Source organism: Rhodanobacter sp. FW102-FHT14D06, from assembly GCF_043950705.1.
Lineage (GTDB): Bacteria > Pseudomonadota > Gammaproteobacteria > Xanthomonadales > Rhodanobacteraceae > Rhodanobacter.
In genome coordinates this window covers 3,070,656-3,095,264 of sequence record NZ_CP170722.1, presented here as the reverse complement: position 1 = coordinate 3,095,264, position 24,609 = coordinate 3,070,656, and the positions used below count along the sequence as shown (strand labels likewise).

The following is a 24,609-nucleotide window of genomic DNA, read 5'->3' as shown; positions in this document are numbered from 1 at the left end:
GCAGGCCAGTATCCACGGACAAATCGACTCACGGGCCACAGAAAAGCCCTGCGCGCGTGCTCCCCCGCAAGTCGCGCAGAACAGGGAAAGCCGAGTGGAGAAGCCGGTCACATTTTCAGCACGCCACCGCCAACGCATCCGCGCATGGATGCTGGGGCTCGGCTTGCTGCTGCTCGGGATCGGCGCAGCCCATGCCGACGGCATGCCGCTGAATGGGGCCTGGCAGGAAGTTGTCGCCGGTGACACGCCACAGGGCGTGATGGACGCCTACCACGCCGGCCGCATGAAGAGTTTCGACCCCTCCATGCTGCAACGCTTTCCGCGCAACGAGCTGGGCAGCTGGGTGGTGATCGCGGCGCAGCCGCCGTGGAACAACGAGGATCGCGTGCTCACCGTGTACCCGGCGCCGATGGGTGCGATCAGCGTGTTCCACGGCGACCGGGTGCATCGATTGGCGATGAACGATTTCAGCGCCCACGGCCACGGCCACGGCCGGCTGGCATGGCGCGTGCCGGCGGACCTGTCCGCATCCACGCCGATCCTGCTGCGCGTGGAACCGACGCAAACCGTCAGCGCGCCGATCCGCTTTCGCATCCTGTCGTGGGACGAGTATCTGCAGCGCGACACCCAATGGCTGGTGTTCGCCAGCATCTGCTTCGCGGTGATGCTGGCGATGGTGATGATGGCGTTGTTCTTCTCGCTGATGCTGCGCGACATCACCTACGCCTGGTATGCCGGCTACATCGTCTGCTACGCCCTGATCCAGGGCATGCAGACCGGTTTCGTGTTCCATCCGCTGCGCTGGCAATGGCTGGTCGACTCCAGCACCATGGTCGGCGCAGTGGCGGTGGCCTTGTCGGTGACGTTCGCCTCGCTGTTCATGATGCGGTTCTGCGACCTGCGCCGCCATGCCCGGCTGCTGCAGGTGCCGGTGATCGCCGTGGCCGTGGGCATGATCCAGCTGGTGCTGATGCGCTGCAGCGGCATCCCGTTGCTGGTCTCGATGGCACAGGCCCTGCTCAACCCGTTGCTGATGATCGGCGCGCTGCTGTTGCTGGTGGCCGGGGCAATCGCCGCGCTGCGCGGCTCGCGCCAGGCCTGGTTTTTCCTCGCCGGCTGGACGCCGTTGCTGCTGCTGACCGCGCTGACCAGCGCCCAGGTCAACGGCGCCCTGCCCCGCATCGACTGGCTCAACGATCTCAGCCTCGCCGGCGGCGCCTTCGAGGCGATGGTGCTGTCGCTGGGCCTGGCCGATCGCGCGCTGCAACTGCGCCAGGATCGCGACGTGGTGCAGGTGCTGGCCGACCACGACGCGCTCACCCGCCTGCTCAACCGCCGTGCCTGGACCGAGCGTGCCGAAGCGCTGCTGGCCAGCAGCCAGGCGCCTTCGATCGCCGTGCTGTTCCTCGACCTGGATCACTTCAAGCAGCTCAACGACCACCACGGCCACAACACCGGCGACCGCGCGCTGGTGGCGGTGGCCACCACGCTCAGCGCGGAACTGCGGCCGGGCGATCTGTTCGGCCGCTACGGCGGCGAGGAGTTCGTGGCAATGCTCGACGGCATCGACGCGCAGGAGGCGATGCAGGTGGCCACCCGTCTTTGCCGCCGCGTGCACCGGCTGGAGATTCCGGTGCGCGACGAGCAGCAACTGCTCAGCGTCAGCATCGGCGTGGCCATGCGGCAGCGCGGCGACACGCTCGAATTGCTGATCGACCGCGCCGACCAGGCGATGTATCGCGCCAAGCTGCGCGGCCGCAATCGCGTGTGCATGGACGAATTCACCAACCGCTCCGCGCACGCCGCCGGCGAAAAGCGCCTGCGCGTGGTGGAGACGCGGCGCGAGGATCGCTGAAGCGCGGCGCGCCAGCCAGCGAAGGTCCGAACAAGTCGTCACCCCGGCGGAGGCGCGCGGTTGTCCAGTCACGATCCTGACCCCACTCGCGACCGATGGTCGCGGGAGCCCGCTCGCGGGCGATGCGTTGGCTCTTACAAATCCCGATCCCGGCCCCAAAGGCATCGCCCGCGAGTGGGCTCCTGCGGGAGGCGATGGCTTCGATGCCCGGTCACGGCCACCGATCCTGCCGTACTTGACCCAGCGGCGTGACGGTACGATGCCGGACAGCGACAAGCTCGACCAGCCCTTCGACTGTTGAAACGCGCCTCGCGGGAACGACGGGCAAAGACGTGGTCAGAGCATGCCTAGCCGACGAGCGCGTGCGCTGCCGCCACCACGTCGGCCTCGCCCGGAAGCACCAGCAGCGCCGCCCCGGCCAGCGGGGTGAAGGTGTCGGCGCCGACCACGCGCTTGATCGGAGTGGCGCCGCAGCCGCCTTCGACGATCGCGGTGATCACGCCCTCGCCCACGCCGGCGCTCTTGCGGCCTTCGTCCAGCACCAGGATGCGTTTGGCGGTCTTCGCCTGCGCCGCGATGAAGGCGTCGTTGAGCGGCGCCAGCCAGCGCAGGTCGACCACGCGTACCTTCCACTTCAGTTCCGCTTCGATCGTGCGCGCGGCGCGCAGCGCCATCGGCACGCCGTTGCCGAAGGTGAACACCACCAGGTCGTTCGCCGCGTCGTTGTAGATGCGGCCCTCGCCCAGCGTCATCGCCTGGTCCGGCGCCGGATAGTCGAACTGCCACTGGCCGTCGCCGGCCTCGTACAGGTCCTTGGTCATGTACAGCGCGATCGGTTCGAGGAAGGCGCACACGCGGCCGTCCACTTTCGCCAATGCCATCAGCGTGCGCAGCATCATTGCCGCGTCGTCGCCGCGGCTCGGGCAACCCACCACCAGGCCGGGAATATCGCGCAGCGCGGTGATCGAGTTGTCGTTGTGGAAATGGCCGCCGAAGCCCTTCTGGTAGCCCAGCGACGCGACGCGCATCACCATCGGGTTGCGGTACTGGCCGTTGGAGAAGAACTGCAGTGACGCCGCCTCACCGCGGATCTGGTCGCAGGCGTTGTGGAAGTACGCCAGGTACTGGATCTCCGGCAGCGGCAGCATGCCCATGTTCGCGTAGCCCTGGGCCAGGCCCAGGATCATCGTTTCATCGAGCAGCGTGTTGAACACGCGGCTGCCCTTGAAGGTCTTGTTGAGGCCCTTGGTGACGGTGTACACGCCGCCCTTCTGCGCCACGTCCTCGCCGAACAGCAGCGCCTCGGGATACTTCGCCAGCAAGTCGTGCAGGGCCTGGCCGATCTGGATCGCCAGGTGCCGCGGCGGCAGTTTCTCCGGCAGCTTCGCCTCGCCGCCGAATACGGCCAGGCGCTTCTGCGCGTAGTCGGCACGCGTGGCCTCGGCCTTCACCGCGGCCGGCGTGTACGGCGCCAGCGGGGCCATCACGTCCTCCAGCGAGGTCAGCCGATGGCGCGAATCCGCGTCCTCGGCAGCGGCGAAGCAGCGCCGGCGGGTGGCCTCGTACAGGTTCAGCAATTCATCCTTCGAATACAGGCCGGACGCCAGCGCGATGCCGGCCGAGCGCAGCAGCGGGTCGGTCGCCTCCACCGCGAACAGCTCCTCGATCGAGCGCCACTCGATCTCGAAATCGGTGCCGGCGTGGCCCATCACGCGGGTGGTCTTGAGGTGCAGGAAGGTCGGCCGGCGCGTGCCGCGGCAATGCTCCACCGCACGCTGCACCTGGGCGTAGCCTTCGGCGAGGTCCAGGCCGTTCGCGAAGAAATAGTCGAGATTGGCACGATGCTGGTAGTTGGCCGCAATCCAGCCGCTCGGCGTCTTCACCGAGATGCCGATGCCGTTGTCCTCGCACACGAACAGCACCGGCGCCGGCAGTTTCTGGTACGCCGTCCACGCCGCGGTGTTGAACGCGGTCTGCGCGGTGGCATGGTTGCTGGAGGCATCGCCGAACGAGCAGATGGCGATGCTGTCGTCGGGAATCGGCAGCTGGTGGCCGATCCGCCGCGCCTGCTCGATCGCCACCGCAGTGCCCAGCGCCTTGGGCAGGTGCGAGGCGATCGTCGAGGTCTGCGGCAGCACCCACAGCGGCTTGCTGCCCCACACCTTGTGGCGGCCGCCGGAAGCCGGGTCGTCCTTGCTGGCGGCGAAGGACAGCGCCGAATCCATCACCGGGTCCATGCCCGGGAGCTTGCGGAAGCGCTCGGCCATGAAGCCGCCGGAGCGGTAGTGCAGGAAGGCCGGGTCGGTGTGGCGGGTCAGCCGCGCCACCATCGCGTTGCCTTCGTGGCCGGACGAACCGATGGTGTAGAACACCTTGTTCTGCACGCGCAGCACGCGCGCCATCAGGTCGAGGTGGCGCGAGATCAGCTGCGATTCGAACAGCTCGCGGAACCCGCGTGCATCCAGCGCGCTGCCCGGCAGCACCGCCTCGCCGTCACGCGGTGCGGCATGCACGTCGCCGCGCCACAGCTGCACGAACTCGATGAAGTTCTGGTCGACCACTTCGGCGCGGTTGAAGCCCTTGTGGCGGGAACTGATGGCAAACGGAATGGCGGTCATGGCGGATTCGTCAGTGGTGGCCGGCGACAACGGAGTCGCTCAGCGGGATGAAACAACAGGCAAGGGAAAAGCCGGTACCCGCAGCACGCGCAACACGGCGGCGCGCCGCAGATCCTTCTCGCGACCGAAACTTTCGAGCAGGCGGATCTGGTCGTCGATGCACGGTACCGGCACGGCGAGGCCGTTCACGCCGGCGAGCACCAGCTTGCCCGGCGCCACGGGCTGCCAGCGACCGTCGAGGTGGAGTTCAAGCCCGCCCATCACCTCGACCGGCGCGCCGGGAAAACGGAAGCGGGCGAAATGCGAGCGGAAGCGGTCGCCATCCGGTGGCGCGAATGCGGGTTCGCGCTGCTGCGCCCACACCTGCATCAGCGTGTCCGCATCGGCGCGCGAGGTCAGCACGTCCACGTCGGCCACGCTGACCTCGGCACCAAGCACCAACGCCGCGGCGCTGCCGATCAGGCACCACGGATCGACGCAGTGCACGTGCAGATCGGGCACCACGTCGGCCAGGGTGGCATACAGCGCGGGCGAGAGATGGCTCATGCGCGGCGGCGTTCCCAGGCTTCGCGACTCTGCCCCCAGATCTCCACCGGCAGATCCTGGAACGGTTCGGGCAGGCGGCCGGGACCGATCAGGCTTGAGCCGAGTCGGCGCGCGACGCTTTGCGATGCAAGGTTGTCCGGCGCAATGGTGTGGATCACCTCGGTCCAGCCCAACTGGGCAAAGGCCCAGTCGATCGCCGCCACCGAACCTTCCGTCGCATAACCCTTGCCCCAGGCATCGCGCAACAAGCCCCAGCCCACTTCGGTGCCGGGCCAGCCTTCCGGACACCACGGCCCGAGCCGTCCGATCCACCGGCCGCTGCTTTTCTCGATCACCGAAAACATGCCGAAGCCCTGCATCGCCCAGGCCCCCGCCATGGACAGGAAGCCGCGCCACGCCACTGCCCGTGGCTGCGGGCCACCGATGTGGCGTGCGTTCTCCGCGTCGGCCATCAGCGTCGCCCAGCCCTCGAAATCCTCCGGCCGGGTCGGGCGGAGGATGAGGCGATCGGTTTCAATGCGGATGTCTTGCCAACCCATACAACACTCCGGCCTAAGCGGCGATGCCTGGCGCCGTCACTCCGGCGAACGCCGGAGAAGCTTCACCACAGCGAAGCTGGTCATCCAGTGTTTCCGGCATGGGGAAAGGCACTGGCTCCCGGCTTTCGCCGGGATGACGAGCCGGGAAGGCACCTGGCGCCATGCCTCAGAACGCGTTGATCCCCGTCAGCTCGCGGCCGACCACCAGCTCGTGCACGGTCTCGGTGCCCTCGTAGGTGATTACCGATTCCAGGTTCAGCGCATGGCGGATGGCCGAGTGCTCGGTGGTGATGCCGGCACCGCCGAGGATGTCGCGGCACTGGCGCGCGATGTCGATCGCCATGCGGCAGTTGTTCCACTTGGCCAGCGACACCTGGGTCGGCTGCATCTTGCCGGCATCCTTGAGGCGACCGAGTTGCAGCGACAGCAGCTGCGCGGTGGTGATGCGCCGGGCCATGTCGGCCATCTTCAGCTGGATCGCCTGGTTGGAGGCGAGCGGCTTGCCGAACAGCATGCGCTCGGCGGTGTAGTCGAGCACTTCCTTCAGGCAGGCCTGCGCCGCACCGATCGGACCCCAAGTGATGCCGTAGCGCGCCTGGGTCAGGCAGCCGAGCGGGCCCTTCAGGCCCTTCACGTTCGGCAGCCGCGCGCTGTCCGGCACGCGCACGTTGTCGAAGAACAGCGCGCTGGTGACCGAGGCGCGCAGGCTCATCTTCTTGTGGATTTCCTGCGCCTTGAAGCCGGCCGTGTCGGTCGGCACCACGAAGCCCTGGATGCCGTCGTCGGTCTGCGCCCAGACGATCGCGATGTGCGCCAGGTTGCCGTTGGTGATCCACATCTTGGCGCCGTTGATGACCCAATCGCCGCCGTCCTTCTTCGCGTTGGTCTTCATGTTGGCCGGATCGGAGCCGCCATGCGGTTCGGTCAGGCCGAAGCAGCCGATCACTTCGCCGGCCGACATCCGCGGCAGGTACTGCTGCTTCTGCTCCTCGCTGCCGTAGGCGAAGATCGGGTACATGCACAGCGAGCTCTGAACCGAGGCGAAGCTGCGCAGGCCCGAATCGCCGCGCTCCAGCTCCTGGCAGATCAGGCCGTAGCTGACGCCGTTCATGCCGCCGCCGCCGTACTGCTCGGGGATCGTCGCGCCGAGCAGGCCCAGACCGGCGATCTCGGGGATCAGCTCCTTCGGGAAGCGGCCCTGGTCGAAGCAGTCGCCGATGATCGGCAGCACGCGCTCGTCGACGAAGCGGCCGACGGAATCCTGCACCATGCGCTCCTCGTCGCTGAGCAGCGCGCGGACATCGTACAGATCGAGCGGATTCAGACGGACAGCCATGGAAGCTCCAGAGGGGGCGCGTAAAAGCCGGTATTGTAGCGCGACCCATGCGCCCGCACAGGCCGGGCGGCCCCGACGGGTGCGTATGGAGCGCGCCTGTCCCGGCCCCTCTCTCCGCCGCACATCTGCCCCCCCGAAAATCCATGTTCAAAGGTGTCTTGCTCGGCTTCATGGCTTTTGCCGCCTTCGCCGCCAGCGACGCGTTCGTGAAGTCGCTGCGCGGCTCGCTGCCGGCCTACGAGGCCGTGTTTTTCGGCGCCGCGCTGGGGCTGACGGCCCTGCCCTTCATCAAGGGAAGCGACGACCGCTGGCGCGACGTGGTGCGGGCGCAGCGCCCCGGCCTGTGGCTGGTACGTGCGCTCGCCAGCGCGATGGGCAGCATCGCGGCGGTGATGGCGTTCACCGCGCTGCCGATGGCCGAGGCGTTCGCGCTGATCTTCCTGCTGCCGATCTTCGTCACCATCCTGTCGGTGCTGGTGCTGAAGGAAGCCGTGGGCTGGCGCCGCTGGTCGGCGGTGGTGGCCGGTTTCGTCGGCGTGCTGGTGGTGCTGCGGCCGGGCTTCCGCGTGCTGGGCATCGGGCATCTGGCGGCGATCGTGTGCGGGCTTTCCGGCGCCGTCTCGATGATCGCGCTGCGCATGGCCGGGCCGCACGAGAAACGCGTCACCTTGTACGGCGCCGGCATGGTCGGCTCGATGCTGGTGGCCGGCCTGCTGATGCTGGCCAACTTCCGCTGGCCGGACCTCGCCCAGTGGGGCCTGCTGCTGGGCTACGGCCTGCTCGCCGCACTCGGCTCCGTGCTGCTGATGCTGGCCACGCAAATAGCGCCGGCGAACCACGTCGCACCAACCCAGTACAGCCAGATGCTGTGGGCCGTGCTGCTCGGCTACGTGGTCTTCCATGACCGGCTGGACTGGCCCATGGCGACCGGCATCGCGATCATCCTGGGCGCCGGCCTGTTCACCTTCGTGCGCGAGGAGCAGGTGACGCGCTGGTGGAAGCGCGTACGGATGATCTAGCCAGCTTCTGCAGGCGCACGGCGCAGCGCGCCAGCTCGGCACGCAATGCCGATGGCGTGCGGATCTCGAAATCGAACGGCACCGCGGCGAGCTGGCGGGCAAACCAGGCCAGGTCATCGGCGCTGCTGCGCAACAACACGCCGCGATCCAGTGGCTCCAGCAGGCCAAAGCCCAGCGAGAACGCGCGCCGTGCGGTCGGCAGGTCCGCATGCAGCAACACCTCGATGTCGCGGCCGCGTGGCATGCCGGCGATGCCCTGCACCAGATGCTCCAGCGCATCGAAATCGTCGGGCCGCTCGAAATGGTGGTCCAGCAAGGTCACCTGGCCCATCCGGTCCAGCCGGAACGAGCGCAGCCCGTGGCGCAGTTGGCACATGCCCAGCGCGTACCAGGCACCGCCGCGCCAGGCCAGGCCGTACGGATCGAACTCGCGTTCGGTGTGGCTGCCCTGGGCCGAGTCGTAACTCATGCGCACCCGCTGCTGCGCCTGCGCCGCGGTGGTCAGCGTGATCAGCGCGGCGTTGCTGGTCGGCATGTTTGTGGCCGGCAGCAGATCGACCTTGACCGTATCGGCGATCGCGCGCACGTGGCGCTTCAGGCCATCGGGCATCACTCGCGCCAGTTTCGCCTGCACGCTTTCCACCGCCGGCGCCGCCTCGGCCAGGCCCAGTCCGCGCGCCGCCACCATGCCCACCGACAGCGCCACCGCCTCGTCATTGGTGAACATCATCGGCGGCAGCCTGAAGCCGGCGACCAACATGTAGGCACCGTGGCGGCCGCGCTCGGTGGTGAGCGGGATGCCGAGGTCCTCCAGCATCACGATGTAGCGCCGCAGCGTGCGCACGTCGACGCCGACCCGGCGCGCCAGTTCGGGGCCGCTCATGCGGCCGTGGCTCTGCAGCAGGTCGAGCACCGCCAGCACGCGCGTGGTGGGTTTGGCCATGGCGGCCATGGTAGCGACAAATCAGGGCGTAATTTGCCCTGTATGGGTTTTAGCGTGTGTCCTGCGCCAGCCGGCGTCCAGGCCAGGGATACCCATGAACCACTTCAAGCGACTGTTACCCGGCATCGTCGCGGGCATCGCGCTCGGTGCAGCCATGTCGGCACACGGCAAACCCGCGAACGAGGCCCCCATGATGGAAAGCGTGCAGCACCTCAAGGACTACCAGGTCGTCGAATTCCGCCGCTACGTCACCGCAGACGGCGAGCTGGCGCACTTCGTCAAGTACTTCGACGCGTATTTCCCGGAGGCCTTCGAGCAGCTGGGCGCGATGGTGTTCGGCCAGTTCACCGAGCGCGGGCAACCGAACCGCTTCACCTGGCTGCGCGGCTTCCACGACATCAATGCACGCCCGATCGTCAATGCGGCGTTCTACTACGGGCCGCTGTGGAAGGAACACCGGATCAAGGTCAACGCGATCCTGCCGGACAGCGACAACGTGATGCTGCTGCGCCCGCTGCATCCGGAACACGGCATCAGCGTGCTGCCGGCGGTCGACCCGGTGACCGAGGAGCGCGGCGCGCAAGGCATCGTGGTGGCGCAGATCTTCGCGGTGAAGAAAGGCAGCGAGGAGGCCTTCGCGAAACAGGCCGAGGCCGCGTTCGCCGGCTACCGCATCGAGGGCGTGCACCCGGCCGGCGTGCTGGTGTCGCTGGATGTGCCGAACAACTTCCCGCAGTTGCCGATACGCACCGACGGTCCGTTCCTCGTATGGCTCGGCGTGGTTCGCGACAACGCAACGCTGGATGAGCGACTCGCGCCACGGCTGGCCGCGGCCGAACGCACGCTCGCCGCCAGTGGCCTCCTGCGCGGCGCGCCGGAACGCGTGGTGATGGACCCGACCCCACGCTCGCGCCTGCGCTGGCTTGCCGGCGCGGGCGCCGGGGTTTCACCATGAACCACGTCGAGCAACTGTGGCTGTTCTTCGCACTGGTCTTCGGCATCATGGTGCTGCCCGGCCTGGACATGGCCTTCGTGCTGGGCAGCACGCTGGCAGGCGGCCGCCGCCGCGGCTTCGCTGCGCTGGCCGGCATCGTCGCTGGCGGCGTGTGCCATGTCGTGATGACCGCGCTGGGCATCAGCGTGCTGCTGGAATTGGTCCCTGGTGCATTCAACGCGCTGCTGCTGGCCGGCGCGCTGTACATCGCCTGGATCGGCCTTTCGCTGATGCGCAGCGACGCCGCGCCGGCCCTGCAGCCGGATGCCTCGCGGCGCTCGCACGCGGCGACGTTCCGCCAGGGCATGCTGACCTGCCTGCTCAACCCCAAGGCCTACCTGTTCATGCTGGCGGTCTTTCCGCAGTTCCTGCGCCCGGAGCATGGCCCGATCGCGATGCAGGCGCTGGTGCTGTGGCTGATCATCGCGCTCAACCAGCTGTGCGTGTACGGCGGACTGGCGCTGATGGCCGACCGCGCCCGCGCATGGCTGCAAGGCAAGCCGAAGGCCGGAATGCTGGCGACCCGCTGCGTGGGCGCCTTGCTGATCGCCGCGGCCATGTTCACCGGGTTCGAGGGATGGCGCGGCGCGTAAGCCGGCGCGCCATTCGCTGCCGGCACCGCGCTCAGCGGTTGCTGACCCCGTGCGGCACGTGCCCGGTCGCCACGTGCTTGCGCGCGGACTCCACGTTCGCCGGCGAGTCGTCGAAGAAGATGTCGGCGCCGAACGCGTCGAGGAACGGGCCCTTGTCGCGGCCACCGAGGAACAGCGCCTCATCGATGCGCACGCCCCACTTGCGCAAGGTGAGGATGACGCGTTTGTGCGCGGGCGCGGAACGGGCGGTCACCAAGGCGGTGCGGATCGGCGAGTCCTCGGCCGGGAACGCGGTCTGCAGGTGATGCAGCGCGGTGAGGAAGCCGCGGAACGGGCCCACCGACAACGGTTCGGCGGCGTGTTCGGTTTCGCTGCGATGGAAGGCTTCCAGGCCTTCCTCGCGCGATACCCGTTCGCCCTCATCACCGAAGATCACGGCGTCGCCGTCGAACGCGATGCGCAGTTGCTCGCTCATGCGCGGCGGCGCGGTGCTGGGCAGGATCGTCGCCGCGGCCACGCCGGCGGCCAGCGCGCGGCCGACGTCCTCGGCGTTGGCCGAGAGGAACAGGTCGGCCTTGAACGGCGCGATGTAGTCGGACGTCGGCGCACCGCTGGTGAATGCGGCGCGGCTGATTTCCAGGCCGTAATGCTGGATCGCGTTGAAAATGCGCAGGCCGGTGTCACCGGAGTTGCGCGACAGCAGGATCACCTCGACCGGCGGCACGTCGCCGGCCAGCTTGTTGAGGCCCAGCAGCTTCTGCACCAGCGGGAACGCCACGCCGGGTCGCAGGATGTCCTCCTCGTGCTCGATCTGGAACGCGCGGTAGGCGTCGAGGCCGTCGCGCTCGAACAGCGCGTGGCTGTCGCCGAGGTCGAACAGCGCGCGCGAGGAGATGGCGACGACCAGGCGGTTGTCGGTGGTGGATACGGGATCGTGGACGGTTGGCTGGCTCATGCCGCGAATCTACCGCAAAGGGCGAGGAGTGAGTGCAGAGGAGTGAGGAGTGAGAGCGAGCAACAGCGGAGTCGGCCTTCTCTCACTTCTCACTCCTCTCCACTCACCTCTCATTCCGCGGCGAACTGCTCGTCCAGGATGCGCTGCTCCAGGTTGTGCTCCGGGTCGAACAGCAGGCGCACGCCGCGTCCTTCGGCCTGGCGCACGACCACCTCGCGCACGTCGCGCACTTCATGGAAATCGGCGGTGGCGCTGACCGGACGCTTGCCCGGATCGAGAATGCGCAGGGTGACCTGGGTGCGGTGCGGCAGGATCGCGCCACGCCAGCGGCGCGGGCGGAACGGGCTGATCGGGGTGAGCGCGAGCACGTTCGCGTCCAGCGGCAGGATCGGCCCGTGCGCGGAGAGGTTGTAGGCGGTGGAGCCGGCCGGCGTGGCGACCATGATGCCGTCGCAGACCAGGTTGGGCAGCTTCACCGTCTCGTTGAGTTTCACTTCCAGGTGCGCGGCCTGATTGCTCTGGCGCAACAACGACACCTCGTTGAACGCCTGCGCCTGGTGGCTGGCGCCATCCGCACCGGTGACCAGCATCTCCAGCGGATGCAGCTCCGCCGCATGCGCGCGCGCCACCCGCTCGGGCAGGCCGTCGAGCTTGTGCTTGTTCATCAGGAAGCCGACCCGCCCCAGCTTCATGCCATACACCGGCACGTCCAGCGCGTGGTGCAGATGCAGGGTACGCAGCATGAAGCCATCGCCACCCAGCGCCACGATCAGCTCCGCCTCGACCGCCGGCACGTCACCGTACCGCTCCACCAGCTTGCGCCTCGCCTGCTGGGCGACACTGGTGTCACTGGCGACGAAGGCGATGCGCATGGGAGGCCGGGAATAGGGAATAGGGAATCGGAAGAGCCGGCAAGCCGACCGTTCCGATCATCCCTGCAACGCGCGCATCAGATCAAGCCTGCTCGCCGCCGCCTTTGCCATTCCCTATTCCCTACTCCCTATTCCCTGCCCTCAACCCACCGGCACCTGTGCCAGCTGGGCCAGACGACGGACGGCGACCGAGGCGATCGGGTAGTCCGCGTTCTGGGTGAGGATTTCCGCCAGCATGTTGCGGGTGTGCTGCAAGGTGGCGTCGTCGCGTTGCAGCCAGGCCTGCACCGGCGAGAGGTCGCCAGTGGCGCCGGCCATGCCGAGCACCTGCAGCGCCAACGCACGATGCTGGTGGCTCAGTTCGTCGAGCAGCGAGCCGCGTGCCTGCGCATGCCAGTGACCTTCCACCGGCAAGGCCTCGATCTGGCCGCGCAGCCACTCGAGATCCAGCACTTCGCCCAGTTCGAAGAACACCCGCGCCACCTTTTCCATCGGCTGCCCGCTCTGCTGCACGACTTCGACCATGTCCAGCGCGGCGCGCAGGTCCGGCATGCGGGCCAGTCGCTGGCCGAGCTCGGCCGGCATGCCCAGGCCTTCCCATTTCTCCTGGGTGCAGGCGAAGTCGCCCTTGCCGGTGGGCGTGAGCACCTCGGGCAGTACCTGGCGCAGGGCGGAAACGCCTGTCTGATAGCGCGCCACGTTTTCGGCAATGTCGAGCGAGCCGCCGGGGCGGTTGAGCAGCCAGCGCGTCATGTGGCGCAGCAGCGACCAGATCTGCTTGACCGCGTCGACCTGGGTGTCCTCGGCCACCTTGCTGTCCAGCGCCTCGATCTGCGCCCACAACTGGCGCGCGTCGAGGATCTCGCGCGCCGCGGTGTACGCCTTGGCGATCGCCTCGGGGCCTTTGCCGGTGTCCTCCTGCATGCGCATCATGAACGTCGCGCCCATGCGGTTGAGCGTGGAGTTGGTCACCGCGGTGGCGATGATCTCGCGCTTCAGGCGATGGCGCTGCATGTGCTCGGCGTACTTCTCGTGCAGCGGCGCGGGGAAGTAGCGCACCAGCTCCTTGGACAGGTACGGGTCTTCCGGCACGTCGGAGTCCAGCAGTTGCTGGAACAGCCGCATCTTGTCGTAGGACAGCAGCACGGCAAGCTCCGGCCGGGTCAGGCCCAGGCCGCGGCTCTTGCGCTCGGCCAGTTCGGCCTCGGACGGCAGGTTCTCCACCTGGCGGTCCAGCGTGCCCTCGTTTTCCAGCGTCTTGATGAAGTGCGCCATCGAACCGATGCGGCCGATCGACTGGTGCTCCATCAACGTGATCGCCTGGTTCTGCCGGTAGTTGTCCCACAGCACCAGCTCGGCCACTTCGTCGGTCATCGACGCCAGTTGCTCGTTGCGGGCATCGAAACTCAGCTCGCCGCGCTGCACGGCGTCGTTGAGCAGGATCTTGATGTTGACCTCGTGGTCGGAGGTGTCCACGCCGGCGGAGTTGTCGATGAAGTCGGTGTTGAGCAGCACGCCCTTCTGCGCCGCCTCGATGCGGCCTTTCTGGGTCATGCCCAGGTTGCCGCCCTCGCCGATGATCTTCGCGCGCACCTCGGCGCCATCGATGCGCAGGCCGTTGTTGGCACGGTCGCGCACGTCGGCGTGGGTTTCGCTGCTGGCCTTGATGTAGGTACCGATGCCGCCGTTCCAGAGCAGGTCGACCGGCGCCTTGAGCACCGCGCTGAGCAGATCGTTCGGCGCCAGGTGCTCCACGTCGGGCTTCAGGCCCAGCGCGACGCGCACCTCGGGCGAGATCGGGATCGACTTGGCGCTGCGCGGGTAGACGCCGCCGCCGGCGGAGATCAGCGACTTGTCGTAGTCGTCCCAGCTCGAGCGCGGCACGTCGAACATGCGCTTGCGCTCGACGAACGAACGGGCCGCGTCGGGGTTCGGGTCGAGGAACACGTGGCGATGGTCGAACGCGGCCAGCAGCCGGATGTGCTCGGACAGCAGCATGCCGTTGCCGAACACGTCGCCGGACATGTCGCCGATGCCGACGCAGGTGAAATCCTCGTTCTGGCAATCGCGGCCGAGTGCGCGGAAGTGGCGCTTGACCGACTCCCACGCACCGCGCGCGGTGATGCCCATGCCCTTGTGGTCATAGCCGTGCGACCCGCCGGAGGCGAACGCGTCGCCCAGCCAGTAGTTGTGCTCGATCGAGATGGCGTTGGCGATGTCGGAGAACTTCGCGGTGCCCTTGTCGGCGGCCACCACCAGGTAGGGGTCGTCCGCGTCGTGGCGCACCACGTCGTGCGGATGCACCACCTTGCCCTCGACCAGGTTGTCGGTGATGTCGAGCAGGCCGTTGATGAAGAGCTTGTAGCAGGCGATGCCCTCGGCCAGCACCGCGTCGCGGTCGCCGTCGGGGGACTTCTTGACGAAGAAGCCGCCCTTGGAGCCGACCGGCACGATCACCGTGTTCTTGACCATCTGCGCCTTGACCAGGCCCAGCACCTCGGTGCGGAAATCCTCGCGGCGGTCGGACCAGCGCAGGCCGCCGCGGGCGACCGCGCCGAAGCGCAGGTGGATGCCTTCCACGCGCGGGGCGCACACCCAGATCTCGCGGTACGGCACCGGCTTGGGCAGCTCGGCGACCTGGTGCGAGTCGATCTTGTAGCTGATGTAGTCGCGGTACGCGCCCTCCCACTGCTGGAAGAAACTGGTGCGCAAGGTGGCACGGATCAGCCCCACGAAGCTGCGCAGGATGCGGTCCTCGTCGAGGCTGGCCACGTTCTCCAGCAGCACGCCGATGGCAGCTTCCACGACCTTGACCTGCTCGGCGCGCGGACGCGCCAGCGCGGCGCCCAGCTCGTCGATCAGGCCGGGCTGCGCGGCCTGCACGTTGGCCGGGATCAGCGTGCGCATCTCCACCGCCAGGGTGGCCCCGGCGATCTTCAGCTCGTCGGGCGAGAGCGCCTCGCGACGCGGGTCGAACTTGGCCAGGAACAGCTCCACCAGCAAGCCGGCGATCGCCGGATAGCGGTTGAGCGTCTCCTCCATGTACGCCTGCGAGAAGGTCACGCCGGTCTGCAGCAGATACTTGCTGTAGCCGCGCAGCATCGCCACCTGGCGCCAATCGAGCTTGGCGCCGAGCACCAGCCGGTTGAAGCCGTCGTTCTCCGCGGCGCCGCGCCAGACATGCTCGAACGCATCCTCGAACAGCGCGCCGACCTGCTCCACGCTGAAGGCGAGCTTGCCGGTGGGCTGCACGTCGAAATCCTGGATCGACAACGGCGTGTCGCCGGGGATCTCGTAGACATGCTCGGTGAGCACGCGCAAGCCGAGGTTCTCCAGCTGCGGCAGGACCTCGGACAGCGAGATGTCGCTGCCGTTGCGGTACACCTTGAAGCGCAGCGACTCGGGGTTCTGCGGCGGGTGGTAGAACGACATGCGGATGCCGTGCTCGCCGCTCAGCTGCGACAACTCGTGGATGTCTTCCGCGGCCACCGCCGGGCTGACGTCCTCGACGTAGCCGGCCGGCAGCGCGCGGGCGTAGCGGTTGGCCAGCACCACGCCCTCGTGTTCGCCGCGCAGGCGCACCAGCGCGTCGCGCACCTCGTCGTGCCAGTTGCGCACGATCGCGGCCACGGCGTGCTCCAGTTCGGCGACGTCGCAGGCAGGCTGGTCGCCGATCTTCGGCCGCATCACGATGGTCAGCCGCGCCAGCGCCGACTCGCCCATCTCCACCGAGGAATCGCTCTGCACCGCGTGCAGCGCCATGCCCAGCGTGGCTTCGATACGTTCGCGCACCGAAGTGTTGAAGCGGTCGCGCGGCACGAACACCATGCAGGTGAAGAACCGCCCGTAGCGGTCGCGGCGCACGAACAGCCGCGTGCGTGCGCGCTGGCGCAGTTCGAGAATGCCCATCGAGGTGTTGAACAGCTCCTCCTCGGTGCCTTGCAGCAGCTCCTCGCGCGGCAGCGTTTCCAGGATGTGGCGCAGCGACTTGCCGGAGTACGAATCGCGCTTGAGGCCCGAGCGGGCCAGCACCGCCTCGACCTTGTGCCGCACCAGCGGCACGTCCTGCGGGCGCGCCATGTAGGCGCTGGAGGTGAACAGGCCCAGGAAGCGCTGCTCGGCGACCGCGCGGCCATCAGGCCCGAACTGCAGCACGCCGATGTAGTCCATGTAGCCGGGGCGATGCACGTGCGAGCGCGCGTTGGTCTTGGTCAGGATGATCGCGTCGGTGGCGCCGGACTGCGGCAGCTCGCTGGCGGCCAGGGTGCGCAGCGAACGCGGGGCCAGCGCGCTGTCGGTCTTGCGCAGGATGCCCAGGCCCGAGGCTTCGAGCGAACGCAGCACGCGGTCGCCGTCGGCATCGACCACTTCGTATTCGCGGTAGCCGAGGAAGGTGAAGTTGTCCTCCGCCAGCCAGCGCATGAAGGCAGCCGCTTCCTTCGCCGAGGCCTCGTCCAGCGGGATCTTGCGCTGCGGCAGCTCGGCGGCGATCGCCAGCGCCTGCTCGCGCATCGCGCTCCAGTCGTTGACCGCGGCGCGCACGTCTTCCAGCGCCGCCTCGACCTGCGCCTTCAACTGTTCCTGCTCGGCGGCATCGGCGGCGCGGTCGATCTCGAAATGCATCACCGACTCGGCGTGTCCCTGCTTGCCGCCCAGCTCCTGCAGCGCGCCGGCGGCGTCGCGCGAGACGGTCAGCACCGGGTGGATCACTGCGTGGATCTGCAGGTTGGTCGACACCACCATGCTCACCGTGTCGATCAGGAACGGCATGTCGTCGGTGACCACCTGTAGCAGGCTGCGCCCGGCGTGGAGGTCCGCGGGGCTCAGCACGCGCACCGCGGCGCGACCGGCCGGGCGCTGCTGCATGAACTCCAGCAGGCTGCCGACCAGCGCCGCCCACTGCACCGGCGTGTGCAGCTGGACATCGCTGCCGGCGACCCGTGCGAAGAAGGCGGTGCAGAACACCTCGGCCTGGGTCAGGCGCTGGGGCGACATGCCGCTCTTTTTCAGCTCGGCGAGCACTACGGACGGGAGGGAGGGGTCATTTGCCGCAAGGGTCGCATTCATGGCATCTGCTGTTAGTTGGACGGAGGTGGGAAGGGCCGCGATAAATCCTCGGAAGGATACGCCGCGGCACCTCCCGAATCCACCCGCGCGCGGGGCGGGGCGAACGTCTGCGAGGCGCCGCACGCGGCGCGGATGATCCGCCGCGCAACGCGGCCCGCGCGGATGTCGCACAACGTGTCGAACGGCGTGTCGAACGGCGCGTGGCGCGGCGGCGGATATTCATCGACCGCTGCCTCCGACCATGCGAGGTTGCGCGCGCGACCCGCGCTGGAAACGACGCCGCCGGAAAATGTATACTGCGCAGTCCAGTTTGTACGTTGTGACATCTCCGAAGCGCCGCCACGGCGGCGTTTCGGACGCCACCGGCAACACCCGATGCGCGGCGGAAACGGATTCCCGCGCGGCGCATGCGACGCCCCTCCCCACACCCCGAACAAGAAAGAGAACCGGAGTCCCCATGAAGCCTTCGTCACTGCGCTCGCCGCTGCTGTGCCTGTGCCTGCTGGTATTGGCCGGTTGCGGCAAGAGCACCGGCAACGGTCCGCCGCAAATGCCGCCGCCCGAGGTGGGCGTGGTCACGGTGCAACCGCAGAACTCGCCGCTGACCCGCGACCTGGTCGGGCGCCTTTCCGCCTATCGCAGCGCCGACGTGCGCGCGCGGGTGGCCGGCGTGCTGCTCAAGCGCGATTACGAGGAAGGCACCGACGTCACGCGCGGCCAGTTGCTGTTCCAGATCGACCCGGCGCCGCTGCAGGCCGAGTTGAACGCGGCCAAGGCTTCGCTGGCGCAGGCCCAGGCCAGCTGGACCAACAACAAGGTCACCGCGCAGCGCGTGCGCGAACTGGCGCCCAAGGGCTACGTGTCCAAGGCCGACCTCGACAACGCGCTGGCCGCCGAGCGCAGCAGCGCCGCGGCCGTGCAGGCCGCGCGCGCCAACGTGGAGACCGCGCGCATCAACCTGGGCTACGCCAACGTCACCGCGCCGATCGCCGGCCGCGCCGGGCAGCAGCAGGTGACCGAGGGCGCGCTGGTGGGCAGCGGGGCGGCCACCTTGCTCACCACGGTCGAGCAGATCGACCCGCTGTACGTGAACTTCACGCTCAGCGTGGAATCGCTGGAGAACATGCGCCAGGCGCAGAGCGAGGGCAACGTCACCCTGGCCGGCCAGAACAAGGCCAGCGTGCGCATCACCCTGCCCGACGGCAGCACCTACGCCGAGCCGGGCACGGTCGATTTCTCCGCCGCCACGGTCAACCCGGCGACCGGCTCGGTGGACTTGCGCGCCACCATCCCCAACCCGAAGCACAAGCTGCTGCCGGGCATGTACGTGACCTTGCAGGCCAACCTGGGCCAGCGTCACAAGGTGTTCGTGCTGCCGCAGCAGGCGGTGCAGCGCGACACCACCGGCGCCTACGTGATGACCGTGGGTGCGGACAACAAGGTCGTGCGCAAGGACGTCACCACGGCCGACATGCGCGATGGCGACTGGGTAATCAGCGGCGGCCTGAAGGCCGGCGACAAGGTGGTGGTTTCCGGCATCCAGAACGTGAAGGAAGGCGAGCCGGCCAAGCCGAGTCCCTGGCACCGCGATGCGCCGGCCGGCGCGACGTCCACGGCGCCGGCGGGCGGCGCTTCCGCGAACGGCCAGTAACGGAGCGCCGACATGCCCAACTTCTTCATCGACCGCCCTGTCTTCGCCTGGGTGGTCGCCATCCTGATTTCGCTCGGTGGCGTGCTGGCCATCCTCAACCTGGGCGTGGAATCCTACCCGGACATCGCGCCGCCGTCGGTCACGGTCAGCGCCAGCTACCCCGGCGCCAGCGCCGACACCACCGAGAAAACGGTCACCCAGGTCATCGAGCAGCAGCTGACCGGCATCGACCACCTGCTGTATTTCAGCTCCTCGTCCAGCGCCAGCGGTCGCGCCAGCATCACGCTGACCTTCGAGAGCGGTACCGACCCCGACATCGCCCAGGTGCAGGTGCAGAACAAGGTGGCGCTGGCCACACCGCGACTGCCTTCCGAAGTGACCCAGCAGGGCGTGGTGGTGGCCAAGGCCAACGCCGGCTTCCTGATGGTGGTGGCGCTGCAATCGACCAACCCGGGCATCGACCGCGACCGCCTCAACGACATCGTCGGCTCGCAGGTGCTCGACCAGATTTCGCGCGTGCCGGGCGTGGGCAGCACGCGGCAGTTCGGCTCCGAGTACGCCATGCGCATCTGGCTCAACCCGGACAAGCTGCACGGCTACAATCTGTCGGCCAGCCAGGTGCTCGCCGCCGTGCGTTCGCAGAACGTGCAGTTCGCCGCCGGCGCGCTGGGCGCGGACCCGGCCATCCCCGGCCAGGGTTTCAGCGCCACGGTGTCGACCGAAGGCCGTTTCACCACGCCGCAGCAGTTCGCCGAGATCATCCTGCGCACCAACACCGACGGCACCACCGTCACCCTGGGCGACGTGGCGCGGATCAGCTTCGGGCCCGGCAACTACGGTTTCGATACCCAGTACGACGGCAAGCCGATCGGCGCCTTCGCGATCCAGCTGCTGCCTGGCGCCAACGCGCTCAACGTGGCCACCGCGGTGCGCGCCAAGATGGATGAGCTGGCGCCCAGCTTCCCGCCGGGCGTGACCTGGTTCAGCCCGTACGACAGCACTACCTTCGTGACCATCTCGATCAACGAGGTGGTGCACACGCTGATCGAGGCGATCGTGCTGGTGTTCCTGGTGATGCTGCTGTTCCTGCAGAACTTCCGCGCCACCATCATCCCCACCCTGGTGATTCCGGTGGCCCTGCTCGGCACCTTCCTCGGCATGCTGGTGCTCGGCTTCACCATCAACCAGCTGACCCTGTTCGGCATGGTGCTGGCGATCGGCATCGTGGTCGACGACGCGATCGTGGTGATCGAGAACGTCGAACGCATCATGACCGAGGAGGGTCTCTCGCCGAAGGATGCCACGCGCAAGGCGATGGGCCAGATCACCGGCGCGGTGGTGGCGATCACCGTGGTGCTGGCGGCGGTGTTCGTGCCCTCGTCGCTGCAGCCCGGCGCCTCCGGCATCATCTACAAGCAGTTCGCGCTGACCATCGCGCTGTCGATGGGCTTTTCCGCCTTCCTCGCGTTGAGCTTCACGCCGGCGCTGTGCGCCAGCTTCCTGCAGCCGGAGCACGAGAAGAAGAAAAACGTCGTCTATCGCAAGTTCAACCGGCTGTTCGACTGGACCACGCACACCTATACCCGCCACGTGGGCGTCGCGATCGGCCACGCGCCGCGGTGGATGCTGGCGTTCGTGGTGGTCGCGCTGCTCGGCGGCTTCCTCTACACGCGCCTGCCCGGCAGTTTCCTGCCGGAGGAAGACCAGGGCTACGCGATGTCGGTGATCCAGCTGCCGCCGGGCGCAACCAAGCAGCGCACCACCGAGGTCATGGCGCAGATGCGCGACATCCTGCGCAAGGACCCCGCGGTGGACGGGGTGATGCAGGTCACCGGCTTCAGCTTCATCGGCTCCGGCGAGAACGCCGGCATGGCCTTCATCAAGCTCAAGGACTGGGCCGACCGCGATGTCGGCGCCAGCGAGTTCATCCAGCGCGCCAACCGCAAGCTGCACCAGATCCGCGATGCGCGCATCTTCGTGATCAACATCCCCACCGTGCAGGGGCTGGGCCAGTTCGGCGGCTTCGACATGTACCTGCAGGACCGCAGCGGCGCCGGTCGCGACGCCCTGACCGCGGCACGCAACACCCTGATCGGCAAGGCCAACCAGGACAGCAAGCTGGCCGGCGTGCGTCCGAACGAGCTGGAGGAAGCCCCGCAGCTGCACCTGCAGGTGGATCGCGTGCAGGCGCAGTCGATGGGCCTGTCGATCGGCGACATCTACAACGCGATCGGGCTGATGCTGGCGCCGGTGTACGTCAACGACTTCACCTATGGCGGGCGCATCAAGCGCGTGATCATGCAGGCCGACGCGCCCTACCGCATGGGCCCGGATGCGCTGCAGCACATCTTCACGCCCAGCTCCAAGCTGGCCGGCGACGGCACCGCGCAGATGATCCCGCTGGCCAACGTGGTGCACTCGACGTGGGACGTGTCATCGCCCTCGCTGACCCGCTACAACGGCTACTCGGCGGTCGAGGTCGTCGGCTCGCCGGCGCCCGGGCACGCCTCGGGCGAGGCAATGAGCGAGATGGAACGGATCATCCGCAACGACCTGCCCAAGGGCTTCGGCTACGACTGGACCGGGCAGTCGTACCAGGAGATCCTCTCCGGCAACGCGGCTACCCTGCTGATGGTGCTGTCGATCTTCATCGTGTTCCTGGCGCTGGCCGCGCTGTACGAAAGCTGGTCGATCCCCGTCTCGGTGCTGCTGATCGTGCCGCTGGCGTTCCTGGGCGCGGTGGTGTTCACCCTGCTGCGCGGCCTTCCCAACGACATCTACTTCAAGATCGGCCTGATCACGGTGATCGGCCTGGCCGCGAAAAACGCGATCCTGATCGTGGAATTCGCGGTGGCCGAGCAGCAGGCCGGACGCAGCCTGCGCGAGGCCACGGTCGACGCAGCCCGCCTGCGCCTGCGCCCGATCCTGATGACCTCGCTGGCCTTCATCCTCGGCGTGTTCCCGCTGCTCGTCTCCTCCGGCGCCGGCGCCAACGCACGCCACGCCATCGGCACCGGCGTGATCGGCGGCATGCTGTTCGCCACCTTCCTCGGCGTGCTGCTGATCCCGGTGTTCTACGTGGTGGTGCGTCGCCTGCTCGGCGACAGACTCGATGGCGATATCCCTCGCCCGGGCCTGAACGCACCGCACACGTTCGACTCCGATCCGCAGCGGGGGCATTGAGGCAGGAGTGAGTGGAGAGGAGTGATGAGTGAGAGAAAAGCACGGTACTCCTGCGTACCGCTTGCTCCGAACAAAAAGGCCCCGGTTCCAACCGGGGCCTTTTTGTTGGTTGCTTCAGATGAGCGAAGTGATGGGGGATGCGGGCAGGCTGTCTCTCACTCCTCACTCCTCTCCACTCACTTCTCGCTCTTCAGCGCAATCCCGTCTCCGCCCGTGCAATCACCAGCCGCTGGATCTCGCTGGTGCCTTCGTAGATCTCGGTGATCTTGGCGTCGCGGAAGTAGCGTTCCAGCGACATTTCCTTCGAATAGCCCATGCCGCCGTGGATCTGCACGGCCTGGTGGGCGATCCACATCGCCGCCTCGGAGGCGGTGAGCTTGGCCACGGCCGCCTCGGTGCCGAAGCGGCCGCCGTGCTTTTCGGCCTCGCCCTTGGTCCACGCGGCGCGCAGGGTGAGCAGCGTGGCCGCATCGAGCTTGCACTTCATGTCGGCGATCTTGGACTGGGTCATCTGGAAGGTGCCGATCGGCTGGCCGAACGCCTTGCGGTCGCGCGACCACTGCAGCGTGGCTTCGTACGCGGCGCGGGCAATGCCGACCGCCTGCGAGGCGATGCCGATGCGTCCGGCATCGAGCACGCCCATCGCGATCGAGAAGCCCTTGCCCTCCTCGCCCAGCAAATTGGCTTTTGGCAACACGTAATCGGTGAACTCGATCTCGCAGGTGGCCGAGGCGCGGATGCCGAGCTTGGGCTCGGTCTTGCCGGCGTGGAAGCCGGGCAGCCGGGTATCGACGATGAAGGCCGACACCCCCTTGGCGCCGATGCCCGGCGTGGTGATCGCGAACAGCACGATGTAGCGCGCCACCGGGCCGGAGGTGATCCAGCTCTTCTTGCCGTTGATCACCCAGTCGCCGTTGGCGTTCCTGGTGGCGCGGGTATGCATGGCCGAGGCGTCGGAGCCCGATTGCGGCTCGGTCAGCGCATAGGCACCGATCGCCTCGCCGGTGGCGATGGCGCGCACGTACTGCTGTTTCTGCTCCTCGGTGCCATGCTTGAGGATGCCGTTGCAGAACAGCGAATTGTTCACCGACATGACCGTCGAAGTGGCCGCGTCGGCGGCAGCGATCTCGATCATCGCCAGCACGTAGGCGATCGGGTCCATGCCGGCACCGCCGTACGCCTCAGGCACCTCGATGCCCATCAGTCCGAGCCGGCCCATCTCGCGGATGTTCTCCAGCGGAAACTCGCCCTTCGCGTCCAGCTCGGCCGCCACCGGCGCGATGCGCTTGTGCGCGAAATCACGGGCGATCGACTGGATCGACAACTGGTCTTCGGTAAAACGGAAATCCACGGGTGGGCTCCTTGAGGCAATCGAGCCGCCGATTTTAGCGGCAAATGGCCGATCGGCCCGGCGCAGCCCGCTTGACGCATGGCAAAGCCCGGCCTAGCCTATACATCTTTATATCGCGATACAGGGATAATCATGGACTTGGCCACCGCGTCCAGCGTGTTGCGCCTGCTCGCCGACCCCACCCGCGTGCGCCTGCTGGCCCTGCTGGAGAACGAGGAGCTGACCGTGGCCGAACTGGCCGCGGTGCTGCATCTGGCGCAACCACGGGTATCCACGCATCTGGCCAAGCTCAAGGAAGCCGGCCTGGTGCGCGACCGCCGCGCCGGCGTCTCGGCTTATTACCGCGCCAACAACGAGGGCGACGAGGCGCAGCACGCGTTGGTGGTTTCGCTGCGCGCAAGCATCGACGACGCCCTGTTGCGCGAGGACACCGCACGACTGCCCGGCGTGCTGGCCAACCGCGCCCGCGAGGAAGGCTGGGCCGACACCGTCGCCGGCGACATGGAGCGCCATTACTCGCCCGGCCGCACCTGGGAAACGCTGGCGCGCTCGCTGCTGCAGCTGCTGGGCACCGGCGACGTGCTCGACATCGCCTCCGGCGACGGCATCACCGCCGAGCTGCTGGCGCCGCATGCGCACTCGATCGTCTGCGTCGATTCCAGCGAGCGCGTGGTCGAGGCCGCCGCGAAACGACTGAAGTCGTTCGCCAACGTGCGCGTGATCCAGGGCGACATGCACGCGCTGGAGCTGGGCGAGCAGCGCTTCGACCTGGTGCTGATGCTGCACGCGCTGACCTACGCCCAACACCCCGCCAAGGCGGTGGCCGAGGCCGCCCGCCTGCTGCGCCCCGGCGGCCGCTTGCTGGCCGTGACGCTGGGCCAGCACGACCACCGCGCCGCGGTCGAGCCGTTCGACCACCGCAATCTCGGTTTCCGCATCGAGCAACTCGAAGGCTACGCGCGCAGCGCCGGGCTCGACGTGCTCAGCGGCAACCGGCTCAGCCGCGAGCGCAAGGCGCCGCATTTCGAAGTCATCAGCCTGCTGGCGCGCAAGCGCGCCTGACCCTCTTGTCTGCAAGGACGTTGCA

16 protein-coding genes are annotated in these 24,609 nt (G+C 68.0%); 7 read left to right on the top strand and 9 right to left on the bottom strand.

Annotated elements, in window-relative coordinates; all coding sequences use genetic code 11:
- The first annotated feature begins 94 nt into the window (after positions 1-94).
- Positions 95-1,855 carry a diguanylate cyclase gene (locus tag ACFCQI_RS13795; protein WP_395117579.1) on the top strand — a complete coding sequence of 587 codons (1,761 nt, stop codon included), beginning with the start codon at positions 95-97 and terminating at the stop codon, positions 1,853-1,855.
- Positions 1,856-2,202: 347 nt separating this feature from the next.
- On the opposite strand, the gene ACFCQI_RS13790 is transcribed toward ACFCQI_RS13795, so the two are convergent.
- The 4 genes from ACFCQI_RS13790 to ACFCQI_RS13775 form a co-directional block, all read right to left on the bottom strand.
- On the bottom strand, positions 2,203-4,473 hold the full coding sequence (locus ACFCQI_RS13790) for a thiamine pyrophosphate-dependent enzyme (RefSeq protein ID WP_395117577.1): 2,271 nt from the start codon (positions 4,471-4,473) through the stop codon (positions 2,203-2,205).
- A 39-nt stretch (positions 4,474-4,512) separates the two neighbouring features.
- Positions 4,513-5,019, bottom strand: a complete 507-nt coding sequence (locus ACFCQI_RS13785; protein ID WP_395117575.1) for a hypothetical protein — start codon at positions 5,017-5,019, stop codon at positions 4,513-4,515.
- Positions 5,016-5,558 carry a GNAT family N-acetyltransferase gene (locus tag ACFCQI_RS13780; protein WP_395117573.1) on the bottom strand — a complete coding sequence of 181 codons (543 nt, stop codon included), beginning with the start codon at positions 5,556-5,558 and terminating at the stop codon, positions 5,016-5,018. The genes ACFCQI_RS13785 and ACFCQI_RS13780 overlap by 4 nt, the downstream gene beginning before the upstream one ends.
- A gap of 166 nt (positions 5,559-5,724) precedes the next feature.
- A complete protein-coding gene (locus ACFCQI_RS13775; protein ID WP_395117571.1) occupies positions 5,725-6,894 on the bottom strand; it encodes an acyl-CoA dehydrogenase family protein in 1,170 nt (389 codons plus the stop codon).
- A gap of 143 nt (positions 6,895-7,037) precedes the next feature.
- Here ACFCQI_RS13775 and ACFCQI_RS13770 point away from each other — a divergent pair, with 143 nt between their 5' ends.
- Positions 7,038-7,913, top strand: a complete 876-nt coding sequence (locus tag ACFCQI_RS13770) for a DMT family transporter (protein WP_395117569.1) — start codon at positions 7,038-7,040, stop codon at positions 7,911-7,913.
- On the opposite strand, the gene ACFCQI_RS13765 is transcribed toward ACFCQI_RS13770, so the two are convergent.
- Positions 7,855-8,856, bottom strand: coding sequence for a helix-turn-helix transcriptional regulator (locus ACFCQI_RS13765; protein WP_395117567.1), 1,002 nt, complete (start codon positions 8,854-8,856; stop codon positions 7,855-7,857). The genes ACFCQI_RS13770 and ACFCQI_RS13765 overlap by 59 nt on opposite strands.
- A gap of 94 nt (positions 8,857-8,950) precedes the next feature.
- Here ACFCQI_RS13765 and ACFCQI_RS13760 point away from each other — a divergent pair, with 94 nt between their 5' ends.
- Both ACFCQI_RS13760 and ACFCQI_RS13755 read left to right on the top strand, forming a co-directional pair.
- Positions 8,951-9,811 carry an NIPSNAP family protein gene (locus ACFCQI_RS13760; RefSeq protein ID WP_395117565.1) on the top strand — a complete coding sequence of 287 codons (861 nt, stop codon included), beginning with the start codon at positions 8,951-8,953 and terminating at the stop codon, positions 9,809-9,811.
- On the top strand, positions 9,808-10,443 hold the full coding sequence (locus tag ACFCQI_RS13755) for a LysE family translocator (protein WP_395117563.1): 636 nt from the start codon (positions 9,808-9,810) through the stop codon (positions 10,441-10,443). The genes ACFCQI_RS13760 and ACFCQI_RS13755 overlap by 4 nt, the downstream gene beginning before the upstream one ends.
- Before the next feature lie 31 nt (positions 10,444-10,474).
- On the opposite strand, the gene ACFCQI_RS13750 is transcribed toward ACFCQI_RS13755, so the two are convergent.
- From ACFCQI_RS13750 to ACFCQI_RS13740, 3 genes are all read right to left on the bottom strand, one after another.
- Positions 10,475-11,398: a 5'-nucleotidase gene (locus tag ACFCQI_RS13750; protein ID WP_395117561.1), complete on the bottom strand. Its 924-nt coding sequence runs from the start codon at positions 11,396-11,398 to the stop codon at positions 10,475-10,477.
- Positions 11,399-11,508: 110 nt separating this feature from the next.
- Positions 11,509-12,270 (bottom strand): NAD kinase, encoded by a 762-nt coding sequence (locus tag ACFCQI_RS13745; protein ID WP_395117559.1) that lies wholly within the window; start codon positions 12,268-12,270, stop codon positions 11,509-11,511.
- A 141-nt stretch (positions 12,271-12,411) separates the two neighbouring features.
- The gene (locus ACFCQI_RS13740) at positions 12,412-17,337 is read right to left on the bottom strand and encodes an NAD-glutamate dehydrogenase (RefSeq protein ID WP_395117557.1); all 4,926 of its coding nucleotides are present in this window, start codon (positions 17,335-17,337) and stop codon (positions 12,412-12,414) included.
- Between the two features lie 457 nt (positions 17,338-17,794).
- On the opposite strand from ACFCQI_RS13740, the gene ACFCQI_RS13735 reads away from it, so the two are divergent.
- Positions 17,795-18,988 (top strand): efflux RND transporter periplasmic adaptor subunit, encoded by a 1,194-nt coding sequence (locus tag ACFCQI_RS13735; RefSeq protein ID WP_395117555.1) that lies wholly within the window; start codon positions 17,795-17,797, stop codon positions 18,986-18,988.
- Positions 18,989-19,000: 12 nt separating this feature from the next.
- Complete coding sequence (locus tag ACFCQI_RS13730) at positions 19,001-22,171, top strand: multidrug efflux RND transporter permease subunit (protein ID WP_395117553.1); 3,171 nt, start codon at positions 19,001-19,003, stop codon at positions 22,169-22,171.
- 190 nt (positions 22,172-22,361) lie between these two features.
- On the opposite strand, the gene ACFCQI_RS13725 is transcribed toward ACFCQI_RS13730, so the two are convergent.
- Entirely contained in the window at positions 22,362-23,555 is a 1,194-nt protein-coding gene (locus ACFCQI_RS13725; RefSeq protein WP_395121363.1) for an acyl-CoA dehydrogenase family protein, read from the bottom strand.
- Positions 23,556-23,654: 99 nt separating this feature from the next.
- On the opposite strand from ACFCQI_RS13725, the gene ACFCQI_RS13720 reads away from it, so the two are divergent.
- Positions 23,655-24,584, top strand: a complete 930-nt coding sequence (locus ACFCQI_RS13720; RefSeq protein ID WP_395117551.1) for an ArsR/SmtB family transcription factor — start codon at positions 23,655-23,657, stop codon at positions 24,582-24,584.
- Positions 24,585-24,609: the final 25 nt, after the last annotated feature.